The sequence below is a fragment of the Yersinia sp. 2545 StPb PI genome (assembly GCF_052217125.1).
Lineage (GTDB): Bacteria > Pseudomonadota > Gammaproteobacteria > Enterobacterales > Enterobacteriaceae > Yersinia > Yersinia enterocolitica_E.
Window position 1 is genome coordinate 494,804 of sequence record NZ_JAZGPY010000001.1, and the last position, 16,231, is coordinate 511,034.

Genomic DNA, 16,231 nt, shown 5'->3' on the forward strand with positions numbered 1-16,231 from the left:
AACCCCTTACTGCGCTTGAACCCGCAGCTCGGCTGCGGAACGGCTACGGTGGCCCAACAGTGCTTTCACGTCGCTGGATTTCGGTTTAACCAAAGCAAATTTGGTCACCCACTCTGGCCAGTTAGCCAGAATTTCTTCGCCACGGCTAGAACCGGTCAACTGAACATGCTCAGTGATCAGCCCACGCAGATGCTCTTCATGGATTGCCAATTGATCAACATCCAGGACTTCCACCAGCTCAGGGTTAACACGTTTACGGAATTCACCATCTTCATCAAGAACATAAGCAAAACCGCCGGTCATACCAGCACCGAAGTTAATCCCAGTGCGACCCAGTACGCAGACAATACCACCAGTCATGTATTCACAACCGTTATCACCGATACCTTCAACAACGGTGATAGCCCCAGAGTTACGCACGGCGAAACGCTCACCTGCACGGCCTGCGGCGAATAATTTGCCGCCAGTCGCGCCATAGAGACAGGTGTTGCCGACAATGCTGGCCTCATGGCTGCGGAAGTTAGAGCCGACAGGAGGGCGCACTGCAATACGGCCACCGGCCATCCCTTTACCGACATAGTCGTTGGCATCACCGGTCAGGGTTAACTCAACGCCACCGGCATTCCAGACACCAAAGCTTTGACCGGCAGTACCGGAGAAATAAGCTTTGATGGGGTCGGTTGCCAGACCTTGATCACCATGTTTAGTGGCAATCGCGCCCGACAGCGCGGCACCTACGGAACGGTCAGTATTACGGATATCGAAGTAGAACGTCTTGCTGTGTTTCGCTTCAATGTGCGGTTCAGCTTGCGACAGTAACTCTTTGTTCAGTATGCCTTTATCGAACGGAGGGTTACTTTCGGTACAATATAGTGCCTTACCCGGATGTGGCGTAGCGGTTTTCAGCATCGGCGACAGGTCCAGTTTATTCTGTTTGGCTGAGATGCCATCCAGCTCCAGCAGCATGTCAGTACGACCAATTAAATCAACCAGTTGGCTTACACCCAACTCAGCCATGATTTCACGGGTTTCCCGCGCGATAAACTGGAAGTAGTTAACCACCCTTTCAGGCAAGCCGTGATAATGGTCACGACGCAGTTTTTCATCCTGAGTTGCTACACCGGTGGCGCAGTTATTCAGGTGGCAAATACGTAAGTATTTACAACCGAGTGCCACCATAGGCCCGGTACCGAAGCCGAAGCTTTCTGCACCCAGAATCGCGGCTTTAACAATATCGACGCCGGTTTTCAAGCCACCATCCACTTGTAGACGGATTTTATGGCGCAGGCCGTTGGCAACCAGCGCTTGTTGCGTTTCAACTAATCCCAGCTCCCACGGGCAACCGGCATATTTCACTGAAGAGAGCGGGCTGGCACCGGTACCACCGTCGTACCCAGCAATGGTAATCAGGTCGGCATAAGCTTTCGCTACACCGGTAGCAATGGTACCCACGCCCGGCTCAGATACCAGTTTCACCGAAATCAAAGCTTTCGGATTGACCTGTTTCAAGTCGAAAATGAGCTGTGCCAGGTCTTCGATTGAGTAAATATCATGGTGCGGTGGTGGGGAGATCAATGTTACTCCCGGTACGGAATAGCGCAGTTTGGCGATATAGGGTGTGACTTTATCACCCGGTAACTGGCCGCCTTCACCCGGTTTTGCACCTTGTGCCACTTTGATCTGGATAACATCGGCATTTACCAGATACGCCGGTGTCACACCGAAACGACCAGAGGCCACCTGCTTAATACGAGAAACTTTATTCGTACCGTAACGGGCTGGATCTTCGCCACCTTCACCGGAGTTAGAGAAGCCACCCAGACTGTTCATGGCGATAGCCAATGATTCATGGGCCTCCGGGCTAAGTGCGCCGATAGACATTGCCGCCGTATCAAAGCGAGTAAACAGTGATTCAGCCGGTTCCACTTGATCCACCGGGATCGGGGTGCCTTGCGGTTTAATGGCTAACAGATCACGCAGTGTGGCAATCGGACGCTCATTAACCAGCTTGGCATAAACCTGATAATCGCTGTATTCACCACTGTGAACCGCTTTTTGTAAGGTGCTGACCACATCCGGGTTATACGCATGGTATTCGCCGTTGTGAACAAACTTCAATAAACCGCCCTGATCCAACGGCTTGCGTTTCAGCCAGGCACGTTTAGACAGATTTTGCAGATCCTGTTGGAAATCACTGAAGCTAGCTCCACCGATACGACTGACCACGCCCTGGAAACAGAGATTAGACAAATCACGATGCAGGCCAACCGCTTCAAACAGCTTGGCACAGCGGTAAGAGGCCACAGTTGAAATGCCCATTTTGGACATAATTTTGTATAGGCCCTTGTTGATCCCATTACGATAGTTAAGCATCACATCGCGATACTTCTTATCAATCGCTTGGCTATCAACCAATTTAGCCAATGATTCATAAGCTAAATAAGGGTAAATCGCAGTCGCACCAAAACCGAGCAGCACGGCGAAGTGATGCGGGTCGCGGGCACTGGCAGTTTCAACAATAATGTTGGCGTCGCAGCGTAGATTTTTCTCAACCAGGCGGGTCTGGATAGCGCCGACAGCCATTGGTGCGGGTACCGGCAGGCGGTTAGGGGCGATGGCACGATCAGACAGTACCAGCATCACGGCACCGTCACGGACTTTGCGCTCTGCTTCTTCACATAATCTCAGAACTGCTTGTTCCAGGTCAGTTTCGGCAGGGTCAAAGGTCAAATCCACACGATCAGCACGATAATGTTCCCCTTCCAACGTGGTTAACTGTTGGAAATCAGAGAACAACAGGATCGGCGATTTAAAGCTCAGCCGGTGCGCCTGACCTTCTGCTTCGCAGAACACGTTCATTTCACGACCGATACTGGTCGCCAGTGACATAACGTGTGCTTCACGCAGTGGATCGATGGGCGGGTTGGTGACCTGCGCAAATTGCTGGCGGAAGTAATCGTAAATAATACGTGGGCCGCTGGATAGCACCGCAAATGGGGTATCATCGCCCATTGAGCCGGTGGCTTCCTGACCAATTTCACCCAGCACACGGATGACTTGGTCCAGCTCTTCACTGCTGTAACCAAATTGCTTCTGGTAGGTTTCCAGTGTCGAATCATCTAACTGACGGCTACCCACCTGATCTTCTGGCAGATCTTCGAACGGCACCAGACGCTTAACGTTCTTCTCCATCCACTCTTTATACGGGTGGCGGCTTTTCAGATCGTTATCCGTTTCGGCTGAATGGAGGATCTTACCGCTGCGGGTATCGATCACCATCAGTTCACCGGGGCCGACGCGACCTTTTTCAATCACTTCATCGGGCTGATAATCCCAGATGCCCACTTCAGAAGCACAAGTGATCAGCTTATCTTTGGTGATAACGTAGCGCGCAGGGCGCAAGCCATTACGATCAAGGTTACAAGCGGCATAACGGCCATCTGACATCACAATCCCGGCCGGGCCATCCCACGGCTCCATATGCATGGAGTTGAAGTCAAAGAAGGCGCGCAGGTCGGTATCCATATCTGGGTTGTTCTGCCAGGCCGGTGGCACTAACAGACGCATGGCACGAATCAAGTCCATACCGCCACTGAGGAACAGTTCCAACATGTTATCCAGTGAACTGGAGTCAGAGCCGGTCTCATTGACGAAAGGAGCCGCATCCTGCAAATCCGGGATTAATGGCGTTTTGAATTTATAAGCACGTGCACGCGCCCATTGGCGGTTACCGGCGATGGTATTGATTTCGCCGTTGTGGGCCAGATAACGGAACGGCTGAGCCAGTGGCCAGCGTGGCACGGTATTGGTTGAGAAGCGCTGGTGGAACAGGCAGATTGCCGACTCCATGCGCAAATCAGCCAAATCAAGATAGAAGCGCGGTAGATCCGCAGGCATGCACAAGCCTTTATAGATCGTCACCAGATTAGAGAAACTACATACGTAGAAATCTTTATCTTCTGAAATACGCTTTTCGATACGGCGACGCGCCACAAACAGGCGGCGTTCCATATCACGTGGACGCCAGCCAGCAGGGGCGTTCACAAAAATTTGTTCAATCCGAGGCAGGGAGGAGAGGGCAATTTCACCGAGAACATCCGGGTTGGTCGGCACTTCACGCCAGCCGATAATCGACAGCGTTTCGTTTTGCAATTCTTCTTCTACAATGCGGCGGCTTGCCTTGGCGAGTTCTTCGTCCTGACTGAGAAACATCATGCCTACGGCATAGTTTTTGGCCAAACGCCATCCGCGTTCTTCAGCGACCATCCGGAAAAAACGATCCGGTTTTTGTAACAACAAGCCACAACCGTCGCCAGTCTTGCCATCAGCAAGTATCGCGCCACGGTGTTGCATGCGGGCCAGTGCGTGTATAGCGGTACGCACTACCTTATGGCTAGGTTCGCCTTCTATGTGGGCGATTAGGCCGAAACCACAGTTGTCCCTCTCAAGGGATTTATCGTACAACATATCAGTGAACCTCCCCAGGCTCTGCGAGACTCTCACAAACCGACTCCAGAAGGACATGGTTACATCAGGCGGGGTGGGCTGAGAGCCGCGTATTTCGCGACAAATCTGCTTTTCCGCCCTCCGCCAATGGCCTCTTGTGACGGTTCTCACAAGTGGTATAAGACTTGTTTTAAGAGGGAGTCTTAAATTACTGCATAATTATGACTAGACGTTTGCCCGTCTAGAAAGCTTCCAGCGGACCTCCAACTTAGCGAGAAAGAATACTCAGGTCAAATATAGGCTTAAGATATATCTTTAAGGTAATAAATGGGGTTATCACAATGAAAAATATATATTTATTGGTACTTTTAACCCATCTCATACTCAATGAGATAGGCGTGAAATTGTGAGCTGTCTCACTATAGTGCAATCGACAAATCTCTGCACCATGCTAGTGCTGACGGGGATGTTAGAATTAAACTCTGCTCTTTAAATATTTATTGGTTTATAAAACTATTTTTCAGTGAATTGTAATAGAAGCGCTAACAGGTTGGTGGAAATAAGAAAATTTAATCATTGGTCAAGTGATTTTATTTGCATTTATAATGAATGGTTATGCGAGGTTGCACCCAAGGGCGTGGGAGTTGATCTCTGTCATCGCGAATTGCATCGCTAGCGGGTAGCCTTAAGCTCTTTTTTGACAGGCAGTGCCAAGATTATGCAGTTGCAGAAATTAGTCAATATGTTTGGTGCGGATTTACAGCGCCGTTACGGTGAAAAAGTGCATAAACTCACGTTGCACGGCGGGTTTAGCTGCCCTAATCGTGATGGAACACTCGGTCGAGGGGGCTGTACCTTTTGTCAGGTGGCTTCATTTGCCGATGAGAACATGCAGCAACAGAGTATTGCGCAGCAGCTAGCGGCGCAGGCAAAAAAAACTAATCGGGCAAAACGTTATCTGGCCTACTTCCAGGCCTATACCAGTACTTATGCAGAGGTTAATGCTTTAGCTGTGATGTATGAACAGGCTTTAGCCGAAGCTGACATTGTCGGTTTGTGTGTGGGAACCCGGCCCGATTGTGTCCCGGATGCGGTATTGGATTTATTGAGTGGTTATCACCAGCAAGGTTATGAAGTCTGGCTGGAGTTGGGGCTACAGACCGCTAATGATAAAACGCTCAAGCGTATTAACCGTGGGCATGATTTCGCCTGTTATCAGCAAACAGCCCGTCGCGCCCGTGCCCGTGGGCTGAAAGTATGCTGTCATTTGATTGTCGGCTTACCCGGCGAAGATAAGCCACAGAATATGGCAACGCTAGAACAAGTGGTGGCAACCGGTGTTGATGGGTTAAAACTGCATCCGCTCCATATCGTGGAAGGTAGCACGATGGGAAAAGCATGGCGGGCAGGGCGGTTGGCGGAACTGGCGTTGGAACAATATGTTGTGACTGCGGGTGAAATGATCCGCCATACTCCAGCGCAGATTGTCTATCATCGGATCTCTGCCAGTGCGCGCAGACCCACGTTGTTGGCCCCGTTGTGGTGCGAGAATCGCTGGACCGGTATGAATGAGCTGAATAATTATATGCTGGCCCATGGCGGGCAGGCCTCGGGGTTATGAGCGGCTACTGCGCGTGCGTATTCGGGGTTTAGGCTGTGCTCGCCATCCTCACGTAACTGGTATTTATAAGGGCAGGTGTACGCTCGGGTAGCTGCACCCAAACTACTTTCGCGCGCTACGCCCTGGCCTTTGCGAGCTGCCGGTTGGTAGATAATCGGCTTATTTCCCAATCTCTCACCGTGATTTGCAATCTTTTCCACACTTCTAAGCAAGCCATCTTATCTCTTGGCGGTTTTACGGTATGATTTATACCCTTCGTCCTTGAAGCTACAGAGTTGTTAGCTGCGCTCGCTCACCCGAATCACTTACTTGTAGTTGACCCTACATGAAAAAGCTCATTGGGATTCGCTTGCTGGCTGCCTACCTGCAACTCCAATGACTTTGGGTGTAGATTCCAAGGCATATTCAGAAACACTGACAGGGGTTGCTATGAAGCAAATCAGGGTATTAGCCCAGTACTACGTTGATTTAATGGTTAAGTTAGGACTGGTTCGCTTCTCACTGCTACTGGCCTCTGTGCTGGTGTTACTGGCCATGGTGGTGCAGATGGCGGTGACGTTGGTGCTGAGTGGCTCTGTTGAAACCCTCGATCTGGTACGTTCCATTTTCTTTGGTTTGTTGATTACGCCTTGGGCAGTCTATTTCTTGTCGGTAGTGGTTGAGCAATTGGAAGAGTCGCGCCAGCGCTTATCGCGTCTGGTTGAAAAGCTTGAAGTGATGCGTTATCGCGATTTAGAGCTGAATAAACAACTGACCGAAAATATTGCTCAACTCAATCAGGAAATTGTTGAGCGTGAAAAAGCGGAAAAAGCGCACCTACAAGTGGTTGATAAACTAAAAGAAGAGATGGGACACCGTGAGCAGGCGCAGGTTGAGCTGGGGCAGCAGTCGGCGTTATTGCGATCCTTTTTGGATGCGTCGCCAGATCTGGTTTATTACCGCAATGAAGATAATGAGTTCTCTGGCTGCAACCGGGCGATGGAGCTGTTGACGGGCAAGAGTGAGAAACAGCTGGTTGGGCTGACGCCCAAAGATGTCTATGCGCCGGATATCGCCGAAAAAGTGATGGAAACCGACGAGAAAGTCTTCCGCCATAACGTCTCTCTTACCTATGAGCAGTGGCTGGTTTATCCCGATGGCCGCAAAGCCTGCTTTGAACTGCGTAAAGTGCCCTTTTATGATCGTGTTGGTAAACGGCACGGATTGATGGGGTTTGGGCGTGATATAACCGAGCGTAAGCGCTATCAGGATGCGCTGGAGAACGCCAGTAGGGATAAGACTACCTTCATCTCAACAATCAGCCACGAGCTGCGTACGCCGCTTAATGGCATTGTTGGCCTAAGCCGTATCCTGCTTGATACCGAATTAGACAGCGAACAGCTAAAGTATCTGAAAACCATTCATGTCAGTGCTATTACTCTTGGGAATATCTTCAACGATATTATTGAGATGGATAAATTGGAAAGGCGTAAAGTCCAGCTTGATAATCAGCCAATTGATTTTACAGGTTTTATGGCAGATCTTGAGAACCTTTCGGGCCTGTTGGTTCAGCCAAAAGGGTTGAAGTTCATTATGGAACCGCAATTGCCGCTGCCGGAGAAAGTGATTACCGATGGCACCCGCTTGCGCCAGATTCTGTGGAACTTAATCGGCAATGCCGTGAAATTTACTCAGCAAGGTAAAATTGTGGTGCGGGTACGGCGTGAGGGGAGTGACCGTTTGATCTTTGAAGTAGAAGATTCAGGTATGGGCATCCCCGAAGATGAACAGGATAAGATTTTCGCCATGTATTATCAGGTGAAAGATCGCAATGGTGGCCGCCCGGCAACCGGTACTGGCATTGGTCTGGCGGTATCTAAACGCTTGGCACAAAGCATGGGGGGCGATATTACGGTGAAAAGTACCCAAGGGGCCGGTTCATGCTTTACCTTGACCATTAAAGCACCTGCGGTGCAGCAAGCCGCGAGTGTGCCATCAGGCGATGACATACCTCTGCCTGCGTTGCATGTATTGCTGGTGGAAGATATCGAGCTGAACGTCATTGTCGCGCGCTCGGTATTGGAGAAATTAGGCAACAGCGTTGAGGTGGCAATGAATGGCCATGATGCACTGGCGATGTTTAAACCTGATGATTTTGATTTAGTGCTGTTGGATATCCAGTTGCCGGATATGAGCGGGTTGGACATTGCGCGCCAAATTCGGGCGGAATATGTGGCAGAGTCATTACCGCCACTGGTGGCATTGACCGCCAACGTACTTAAAGACAAAAAAGAGTATTTAGATGCTGGGATGGATGACGTGCTGAGCAAGCCGTTGTCAGTTCCTGCGCTCACGGCGATGATTAAGCAATTTTGGGATCATAAGCCCTCAACCTCGGCGAAAAAACAGGAGCATAAAGTGATGCAAACCCATGAATCGTTACTTGATACTGCAATGCTGGAGCAATACATCGATTTGGTTGGCCCACAATTAATTCATCAAAGCCTGGAAATGTTTGAACAGATGATGCCCAGCTATTTGTCGGTGTTGGACTCAAACATGACGGCACGGGACCAAAAGGGCATTACCGAAGAGGCGCATAAGATTAAAGGTGCTGCCGGTTCTGTCGGTTTGCGTCATATCCAGCAGCTTGCACAGCAGATCCAAACCCCGACACTGCCAGCATGGTGGGATAACGTGCAAGATTGGGTCGATGAATTAAAATTAGAATGGCGCAATGATGTGCAGGTGTTACGTGAGTGGGCGGCGGAAGCTGAAAAAAAATAACCCCGACCGAGGCCGGGGTGCGCGAATACTGCGCCAACACCAGGGAAATCGTCAACCTGCGATACTCGTCATACTTCAAGTTACATGTGCGTTGGCTGATTTCATTCACCCCAGTCACTTACTTATGTAAGCCGCTGGGGATTCGCTCAGTTACCGCCTTCCAGTAATTCGAAATACTTAGGGTATATTATTTCGATTTCGAGTGGATTCGCAGGTTGTAAGGATTCTTCCATACATCATACAAGCAACAACATAGCAAATGTAAGCGCTCTTGTTACAAGATTCATTAAAATTTGTGATAGAGATTCGTCTTTGTCACTAGAACGGGTTAAGCGATTGACAGAGTAAGAAAAGGAGAGGTGTGATGAAAACGGTCGGTGTAGTGCTTAGTGGATGTGGGGTATTTGACGGTGCTGAGATACATGAGTCTGTCTTAACAATCCTGGCATTAGATCGTGCGGGCGCAAGTGTTTTGTTCTTCGCCCCCGATAAACCACAACTGCATGTTATTAATCATGTTACCGGCGAAGAAATGGTCGAGAAACGGAATGTGTTAGTGGAGTCGGCGCGCATTACTCGCGGCCAGATTAAGCCTCTTTCTTTAGCCAATTCAGAGCAATTGGATGCCTTGATTGTACCCGGTGGTTTTGGTGCCGCAAAGAACCTCTGCGATTTTGCAACTCAAGGTTCTGAATGTGTTATTGACCCAGATTTATATAAACTTATTCAATCAATGCATAAGTCAGGTAAACCAATTGGTTTTATGTGTATTGCGCCAGTGATGTTGCCAAAACTGTTGGGTAAACCGATCCGTCTGACAATTGGTAACGATCCCGATACTATTGATGCAATTGAAGTTATGGGTGGAGAGCATGTTATTTGCCCTGCCGATGACGTGGTGGTCGATGCTGAGAATAAAGTGGTCACCACACCTGCCTATATGTTGGCAACATCAATTTCTGAAGCGGCTAAAGGGATTGATAAGTTGGTAACTAAGGTACTGGATTTAACCGAATGACGTTAGCCAGACGCAGATTAAACCAGCTATGGTATTGGGGAAAACGGGGCGTGATCGGCATCGTCACACTGTGGTTGGCGGGCATTTTGATTTTCGCTTTTTTGCCGGTCCCTTTTTCCATGGTGATGATCGAAAGGCAACTGGGCGCCTGGTTGACCGGTGATTTTTCCTATGTAGCGCACTCTGACTGGGTGCCGATGGATGAAATTTCGCCTTACATGGCGCTAGCAGTGATGGCGGCTGAGGATCAAAAATTCCCCGAGCATTGGGGATTTGATGTGGGTGCTATCGAATCGGCACTCTCCCATAATCAGCGCAATCAAAATCGTATCCGAGGTGCCTCGACTTTGTCACAGCAAACAGCGAAAAATCTGTTTCTTTGGGACGGGCGTAGCTGGGTGCGAAAAGGGTTGGAAGTGGGATTGACCGCCGGTATCGAACTGATATGGACCAAGCGCCGTATTCTGACGGTGTATCTCAATATTGCCGAGTTTGGTGAGGGCATTTTTGGTGTGGAAGCCGCTGCACGCCATTTCTTTAATAAACCCGCCAGTAAATTGAGTGCTTCAGAAGCCGCCTTGCTGGCAGCGGTCCTGCCTAATCCACTGCGTTTTAAGGTTAATGCGCCATCAGGTTATGTTATTTCCCGCCAGCAGTGGATTTTACGCCAGATGCGGCAGTTGGGTGGGAAAGACTTCATACAGGCGAATGATTTAGATTAATGGCTTGATGTTTTGGATAGCTAAAAATGGGCCTGGATTTCTCCCGGCCCATAATAGGATTGCTCTTTCTAACTAATTGATTATTTTACAATAGTAAACGCAGTGGTGACGTGCTTAACGCCACTAACCTGGCTGGCAATCTGTGCCGCTGATTGCCCTTCCTGCTGAGTCACCAGACCCAACAAGAACACTTCTCCGTTCTCGGTGGTGACTTTCACATTTGAAGATTTAACTGAATCTGCGGTCAGTAACTGTGAACGAACTTTGGTGGTGATCCAGGTATCCATTGAGGCGGTAGTCAGATCAACCGGCTTGCCTAAGCGCATCTCGTTATACACTTCCGTTGCGCCATCGACACCTGCGGCAATTTGTTTGGCGCGGTTAGACAGCTCTGCGGTTGGCGACTGCCCGGTCAGCAAAACTTTCCCTTGATAAGCGGTCACCACAAAGCGTGTTTGGCTTTTTATCTGCTGATCTTTGCTCAGCGCATTGACGACTCTGGCCTCAAGTGTGCCATCGTCTACCTGAGTGCCGACAGAGCGTGGGTCTGTGGCAGATTTAGTCGCAACGGCTGCGCTGCCGACAACCACGGCACCGACACAGCCTTGCAATAGCAGGGCGCTGAATAGCATGGCAAAAATATAACCAACCTTCATTCGTGCTCCTTTAATCGTCCTGATGAGGAAATAGAGTGTTATCAATTAAGTCACACAAGCAATTCACTGTGAGCATGTGCAATTCTTGAACGCGTGCACTGCGGTGCGAAGGTATACGGATTTCAACATCCTGCTGACCCAACAGGCCAGCCAGCTCACCGCCATCGTAACCGGTAAGGGCAACGATGGTCATATCACGGGTTACAGCTGCTTCGACCGCTTTCACAATATCACGGCTATTGCCACGAGTGGAAATAGCGAGCAAAACATCACCAGCATGGCCGAGTGCTCGTACCTGCTTGGCATAGACCTCATCATGTAAACGGTCGTTGGCAATAGCGGTCAGAACAACATTATCAGCATTTAACGCAATTGCAGGCAGACTTGGTCGTTCTGTTTCAAAACGGTTTATCATGCTGGCGGCAAAGTGCTGCGCGTTAGCCGCTGAAGTCCCATTGCCGCAGCAGAGAATTTTATTGCCGTTGAGCAGTGACTGAACCAACGTCATTGCTGCACGGGATATGGCATCAGGCAAAGCCTCAGCCGCGGCAATCTGGGTTTGAATACTTTCTGTAAAGCAGCCTTTGATTCTATCCAGCACGTTGATTTAATCCACTCAGTAAAATTAATATGCCCTTGGTACTTGAAGCCGCAGGGGTGTTGGCTACGTTCGTTACTCGACTCAGCCAGTGGAGCAATGCAAGTGACGTTAAAAATGGTTTACAACCAATTTGTCATTCTCTTGCCGGCAACCAGCGACTCCAACGTCTTAGGGCATAGCCCGGTAGTAAACCGGAAAAATTGTTAATCCGTATTGAAAGCATTAGGCAGCCACTCTACTTGGCTACCCGTGATGGCAAAAACATCAAAACGGCACGATGTTGTGGCAAAACTGGCGCCTCGCTGTGCCAGCCAAATGGTGGCAGCCCGGAGTAACCGCTGTTGTTTGCTGTGAGTGACGCTGGCAGCAGCGCCACCAAATAGGGCATTACGCCTAAAGCGAACCTCAACAAACACCCAAGTTTCCCCGTCGCGCATAATAAGGTCAATCTCACCACATTGGTAGGTGACATTAGCCGCCTGAAAAATTAAACCAACCCGCTCCAGATAGCTGCGGGCCTGATTTTCGTAATGTGTGCCAGTGTTCCGTTGGCTCATATTCCCTTCTTCCTTGAAGTTGCAGGGTTGTTAGCTACATTCGTTACTCAGCCCGTCCATGGGCCTCGCCTCTGCGAGGCCGCTGCAAGCAGCGTTCAAATCTGTTCCAGACAGATTTGTCACCCGAATCACTTACCTGAGTAAGTTCATCGGGACTCGCTCATTTGCTGCCTACCTGCAACTCCAATGACTTTGGGAATACTCTTTATAATTGAAGTTGCAGGGGTGTTAGCTACATTCGTTACTCAGCCCGTCCATGGGCCTCGCCTCTGCGAGGCCGCTGCAAGCAGCGTTCAAATCTGTTCCAGACAGATTTGTCACCCGAATCACTTTACGCCGCCGGTACTACCATACCTTGACGGTATTGCAACCAAGGCAGCTTACGGGTAATAACACAATCGGCTGATGCCGTTAAATCACCGGTTGTACCGCTGACCTGGAAACCAGGAATTTGGCGCATTTGCGCAAAATGATTCGATAATGTCCACGCATCGATCCCCATGGCGTACAGACGCACCAGCGAATAGTCGTTGGCATATTTAGCCGACGCCTGCTGCATTAGTGCTGGATTAGCACCGGCCATCAATGGAATATCACTAAACTGAATGCCTTCCATCTCCAAACGGTAATCCGGGCCAGCACCGGCCTGATAGCTACGTGAACTGGCAAATAGCGCCGGTTTGCTACGCGAGCTGGTGGCCATATCAATCATTGGTTTAATCAGTGTCAGTTCAGCCGGAGTCGCAATGATATAAACTGCATCAATGTTACCACCAGCGGAAGTGGAAACGACGGGCGCATCTACTGGTGGTGCCGGGATTGTCAGGCCTGCAATGGTGACAGATGCCGGTGCCGCAGCAGGCGTGCCTGAAACGGCAACTGGCTGGCCAGTTAGCCGGATACCCGCACCACTGTTGATAGCTTGTTTCAGTTCAGCAGTTGAACCGAAGTTTTGCTGCAATACTGTTTGCCCACCCTGCTTCTGCCACTCTTCAGCGAAGGCTTTGGCGATACGATCGCCAAAAGTACCGCGCGGGGTCAGCAACAATGGCATTCTTTTCTCCTGTCCCCATAAATGATGCGCGGCATCGCGGGCTTCATCTTCTGGCGATAAGGCGAAGTAACAGATGTTGGGACTGTTAGTACTGGCTTCCGGCTGATTTAATGCCAAAATATTCAATGTACTTGTTGTGGCCTTCAGTTGTTCAACTTCAGGTTTAAGCAGTGGGCCGACAACCAAAGTCGCGCCATCCTGCTGGGCTTGTGCCAGTAATGCCGCAATAGGCTGCGTTGTTGTGTCGTAGACCTTTACCTGTGCATTGTTGGCGGCAACAGGAGCAGCTACCGGCGCCGGTGTGGTAATCGGTGCTACCTCAGCAGGTGTTGCAGCGGCGGTATCAGTTGGCGTGGTTGCTGCTGTATCGGGGGGCGCAGCAGCAGGTGCGGCTACCGGTAACCCATTTTGAGCGGCAGTGAAACCTTGCTGGATAGCATCGGCAAATACCTGTGCCGGGCCACTGAGTGGCAGCAACAGTGCAATTTTCGCCGTCGAGGCCTGGCTGAAGTTACTGATCTGCGTTAATCCCGTTGGCAGGGTTTTCGCTGCCGGGTTTTGAGGATAACGGTTCTGCCAGTCTTTAATAGCGGCTTTCAGTAGCTCGGGATCTTGTTTGTTATCCTGATACACACGCAGTAAATCCAGCCAACCTTGCAGCACGTTTTCATCTGCATTAATCACAATATTGTTCAATTCTTGTGGTGTCAGTTGTGCCAGCGATTGCCAGGTGCCATCAATATTGTCCTGATGGGCTTTATCTTTCAGTAACGGTTCCTGAGCGATAAACGCACGAATCAGTGGCAGAGTGGCTTTACCTTGATTGGCGGCAATTTGCGCCTGATAGAAACGAACTTGCTGGTTAGCCGAGAGTTGGGTCGCATCCAACTTACCAAGAATATCAGCAGCAGCAGGGTTATTTTTCTGCGCAATCAGCAGTTCTGCGGTCAGTAATTGCTGTTCCTGACGTTGCGTATCGCTCAGATTAGCCGGTAGTGTACCGAGCTGTTCTGCCGCCTGAGGCGTTTTCCCTTCACGTAACAGGGCACGAATGGCGAGTAATTGCCAGTCAGCCTTGTTATCATCACCACTCTGTTGCAACTGTTGCAGATAATAATCAGAGTTCGCGCTTGCTTCGTCCTGTATATTTGCGGGTGGCGGCGTCTGTGGCGCTCTGCCTGAACAGGCTGCCAGAATCAGTGCGGCCAGAACTACAGGGACAAGCCCTGCTTTGGAACGAACGAATGTTGAGGAAAGCATACTGTATCCAGTGATGTTTTTTTCAAGATGCTCAATATTAAATCGGTAATTCGGATGAAACAATGAATCAACACGATCGAGCAGTGATTTCTGCATCTACGCTTTATGTGGTACCCACCCCAATCGGTAATTTAGGGGATATTACCCACCGGGCGTTAGAGGTACTGAAAGGCGTTGATTTGATTGCGGCAGAAGATACACGCCATACAGGGTTGTTATTACAGCATTTTGCGATCAACGCCCGCCTGTTTGCACTTCATGACCATAACGAACAACAAAAAGCCGATCATTTGCTGGCGAAACTGCAAGCAGGCCAGAGTATTGCACTGGTTTCAGATGCAGGTACGCCACTTATCAACGATCCGGGCTACCACTTAGTGCGCCGTTGTCGTGAAGCGGGCATCAGGGTGGTGCCACTCCCGGGCGCTTGTGCGGCGATTACAGCACTTTCTGCCGCCGGTATTGCCTCGGATCGTTTTTGCTACGAAGGCTTCCTGCCTGCGAAAACCAAAGGACGTAAGGATACTCTGCAAGCGCTGATTGAGGAACCTCGAACACTGATCTTCTACGAATCAACGCATCGCTTGTTGGAAAGTTTACAGGACATGGTAACCGTACTTGGCCCACAACGCTATGTGGTACTCGCCAGAGAATTAACCAAAACTTGGGAGTCTATCCACGGCGCACCGGTTGGCGAGTTGTTGGCTTGGGTTCAGGAAGATGAAAACCGCCGCAAAGGCGAAATGGTCTTGATTGTCGAAGGACATAAAGTACAAGCCGATGATGCTTTACCGGCCGTTGCGTTACGTACTCTGGCATTATTGCAAAAAGAGTTGCCGCTGAAAAAAGCCGCAGCGTTGGCGGCAGAGATTCATGGCGTGAAAAAGAATGCGCTCTATAAGTACGCACTTGAGCTGCAAGATGGTGCTCAAGAGCAAGCGGAAGATGACATTCAACAGTAATGTGATTATAATCCGCCGCGGAGTTGACCAGACAGTCGCCGCTTCGCTGCCGTCCCTTTCGGGGGAGACAGGTGAAGGGGAGGAAAGTCCGGGCTCCATAGGGCAGGGTGCCAGGTAACGCCTGGGAGGCGCAAGCCTACGACAAGTGCAACAGAGAGCAAACCGCCGATGGCCCGCGTAAGTGGGATCAGGTAAGGGTGAAAGGGTGCGGTAAGAGCGCACCGCACGGCTGGTAACAGTTCGTGGCAGGGTAAACTCCACCCGGAGCAAGGCCAAATAGGGGTTCACATGGTACGGCCCGTACTGAACCCGGGTAGGCTGCTTGAGCCAGTGAGCGATTGCTGGCCTAGAGGAATGACTGTCCACGACAGAACCCGGCTTACCGGTCAACTCCACTCATTCCACAAGACCCCGCTTCGGCGGGGTTTTTGTTTTGTGCGATATGGTTTGCGAGGAATGACTGTCCACGACGCTTTTCATAAAAGAAAGCGGCTTACCGGTCAACTCCACTCATTCCACAAGACCCCGCTTCGGCGGGGTTTTTGTTTTGTGCGATATGGTTTGCGAG

At 50.2% G+C, this 16,231-nt stretch carries 10 protein-coding genes and 1 other RNA gene; 6 read left to right on the forward strand and 5 right to left on the reverse strand.

Annotated elements, in window-relative coordinates:
• Positions 1 to 6 precede the first annotated feature (6 nt).
• On the reverse strand, positions 7 to 4,467 hold the full coding sequence (gene gltB / locus V1955_RS02165; protein WP_083162296.1) for a glutamate synthase large subunit: 4,461 nt from the start codon (positions 4,465 to 4,467) through the stop codon (positions 7 to 9).
• Between the two features lie 697 nt (positions 4,468 to 5,164).
• Between gltB and V1955_RS02170 the strand changes: the two genes are divergently transcribed.
• The 4 genes from V1955_RS02170 to mtgA all read left to right on the forward strand — a co-directional run bounded on the left by V1955_RS02170 (position 5,165) and on the right by mtgA (position 10,573).
• Positions 5,165 to 6,067 carry a TIGR01212 family radical SAM protein gene (locus V1955_RS02170; RefSeq protein ID WP_372569694.1) on the forward strand — a complete coding sequence of 301 codons (903 nt, stop codon included), beginning with the start codon at positions 5,165 to 5,167 and terminating at the stop codon, positions 6,065 to 6,067.
• Between the two features lie 429 nt (positions 6,068 to 6,496).
• Complete coding sequence (gene arcB, locus V1955_RS02175; RefSeq protein ID WP_083162300.1) at positions 6,497 to 8,833, forward strand: aerobic respiration two-component sensor histidine kinase ArcB; 2,337 nt, start codon at positions 6,497 to 6,499, stop codon at positions 8,831 to 8,833.
• Positions 8,834 to 9,197: 364 nt separating this feature from the next.
• Positions 9,198 to 9,851 (forward strand): isoprenoid biosynthesis glyoxalase ElbB, encoded by a 654-nt coding sequence (gene elbB, locus V1955_RS02180; RefSeq protein WP_083162302.1) that lies wholly within the window; start codon positions 9,198 to 9,200, stop codon positions 9,849 to 9,851.
• Positions 9,848 to 10,573, forward strand: coding sequence for a monofunctional biosynthetic peptidoglycan transglycosylase (gene mtgA / locus V1955_RS02185; RefSeq protein ID WP_083162304.1), 726 nt, complete (start codon positions 9,848 to 9,850; stop codon positions 10,571 to 10,573). Before elbB ends, mtgA begins: the two co-directional genes overlap by 4 nt.
• Positions 10,574 to 10,653: 80 nt before the next feature.
• Here mtgA and dolP read toward each other — a convergent pair whose 3' ends face one another.
• The 4 genes from dolP to V1955_RS02205 form a co-directional block, all read right to left on the reverse strand.
• Positions 10,654 to 11,229 carry a division/outer membrane stress-associated lipid-binding lipoprotein gene (dolP, locus tag V1955_RS02190; protein ID WP_005166550.1) on the reverse strand — a complete coding sequence of 192 codons (576 nt, stop codon included), beginning with the start codon at positions 11,227 to 11,229 and terminating at the stop codon, positions 10,654 to 10,656.
• 10 nt (positions 11,230 to 11,239) lie between these two features.
• Positions 11,240 to 11,830 carry a DnaA initiator-associating protein DiaA gene (gene diaA / locus V1955_RS02195; protein WP_004710884.1) on the reverse strand — a complete coding sequence of 197 codons (591 nt, stop codon included), beginning with the start codon at positions 11,828 to 11,830 and terminating at the stop codon, positions 11,240 to 11,242.
• Positions 11,831 to 12,033: 203 nt separating this feature from the next.
• Entirely contained in the window at positions 12,034 to 12,387 is a 354-nt protein-coding gene (locus V1955_RS02200) for a YraN family protein (RefSeq protein WP_083162306.1), read from the reverse strand.
• 331 nt (positions 12,388 to 12,718) lie between these two features.
• Positions 12,719 to 14,701 (reverse strand): penicillin-binding protein activator, encoded by a 1,983-nt coding sequence (locus V1955_RS02205; protein WP_083162308.1) that lies wholly within the window; start codon positions 14,699 to 14,701, stop codon positions 12,719 to 12,721.
• Positions 14,702 to 14,763: 62 nt separating this feature from the next.
• Here V1955_RS02205 and rsmI point away from each other — a divergent pair, with 62 nt between their 5' ends.
• Both rsmI and rnpB read left to right on the forward strand, forming a co-directional pair.
• Positions 14,764 to 15,663, forward strand: coding sequence for a 16S rRNA (cytidine(1402)-2'-O)-methyltransferase (rsmI, locus tag V1955_RS02210; RefSeq protein WP_083162310.1), 900 nt, complete (start codon positions 14,764 to 14,766; stop codon positions 15,661 to 15,663).
• A 19-nt stretch (positions 15,664 to 15,682) separates the two neighbouring features.
• Positions 15,683 to 16,061: RNase P RNA component class A (rnpB, locus tag V1955_RS02215), an RNA gene on the forward strand.
• Positions 16,062 to 16,231 lie beyond the last annotated feature (170 nt).

What these genes read in the sequence shown, in the direction of transcription:
- V1955_RS02200 (WP_083162306.1), bottom strand. Translation starts at nt 12,387, where the DNA reads ATGAGCCAACGGAACACTGGCACACATTACGAAAATCAGGCCCGCAGC.
- elbB (WP_083162302.1), top strand. Translation starts at nt 9,198, where the DNA reads ATGAAAACGGTCGGTGTAGTGCTTAGTGGATGTGGGGTATTTGACGGT.
- rsmI (WP_083162310.1), top strand. Translation starts at nt 14,764, where the DNA reads ATGAATCAACACGATCGAGCAGTGATTTCTGCATCTACGCTTTATGTG.
- arcB (WP_083162300.1), top strand. Translation starts at nt 6,497, where the DNA reads ATGAAGCAAATCAGGGTATTAGCCCAGTACTACGTTGATTTAATGGTT.
- V1955_RS02170 (WP_372569694.1), top strand. Translation starts at nt 5,165, where the DNA reads ATGCAGTTGCAGAAATTAGTCAATATGTTTGGTGCGGATTTACAGCGC.
- V1955_RS02205 (WP_083162308.1), bottom strand. Translation starts at nt 14,701, where the DNA reads ATGCTTTCCTCAACATTCGTTCGTTCCAAAGCAGGGCTTGTCCCTGTA.
- dolP (WP_005166550.1), bottom strand. Translation starts at nt 11,229, where the DNA reads ATGAAGGTTGGTTATATTTTTGCCATGCTATTCAGCGCCCTGCTATTG.
- gltB (WP_083162296.1), bottom strand. Translation starts at nt 4,467, where the DNA reads ATGTTGTACGATAAATCCCTTGAGAGGGACAACTGTGGTTTCGGCCTA.
- mtgA (WP_083162304.1), top strand. Translation starts at nt 9,848, where the DNA reads ATGACGTTAGCCAGACGCAGATTAAACCAGCTATGGTATTGGGGAAAA.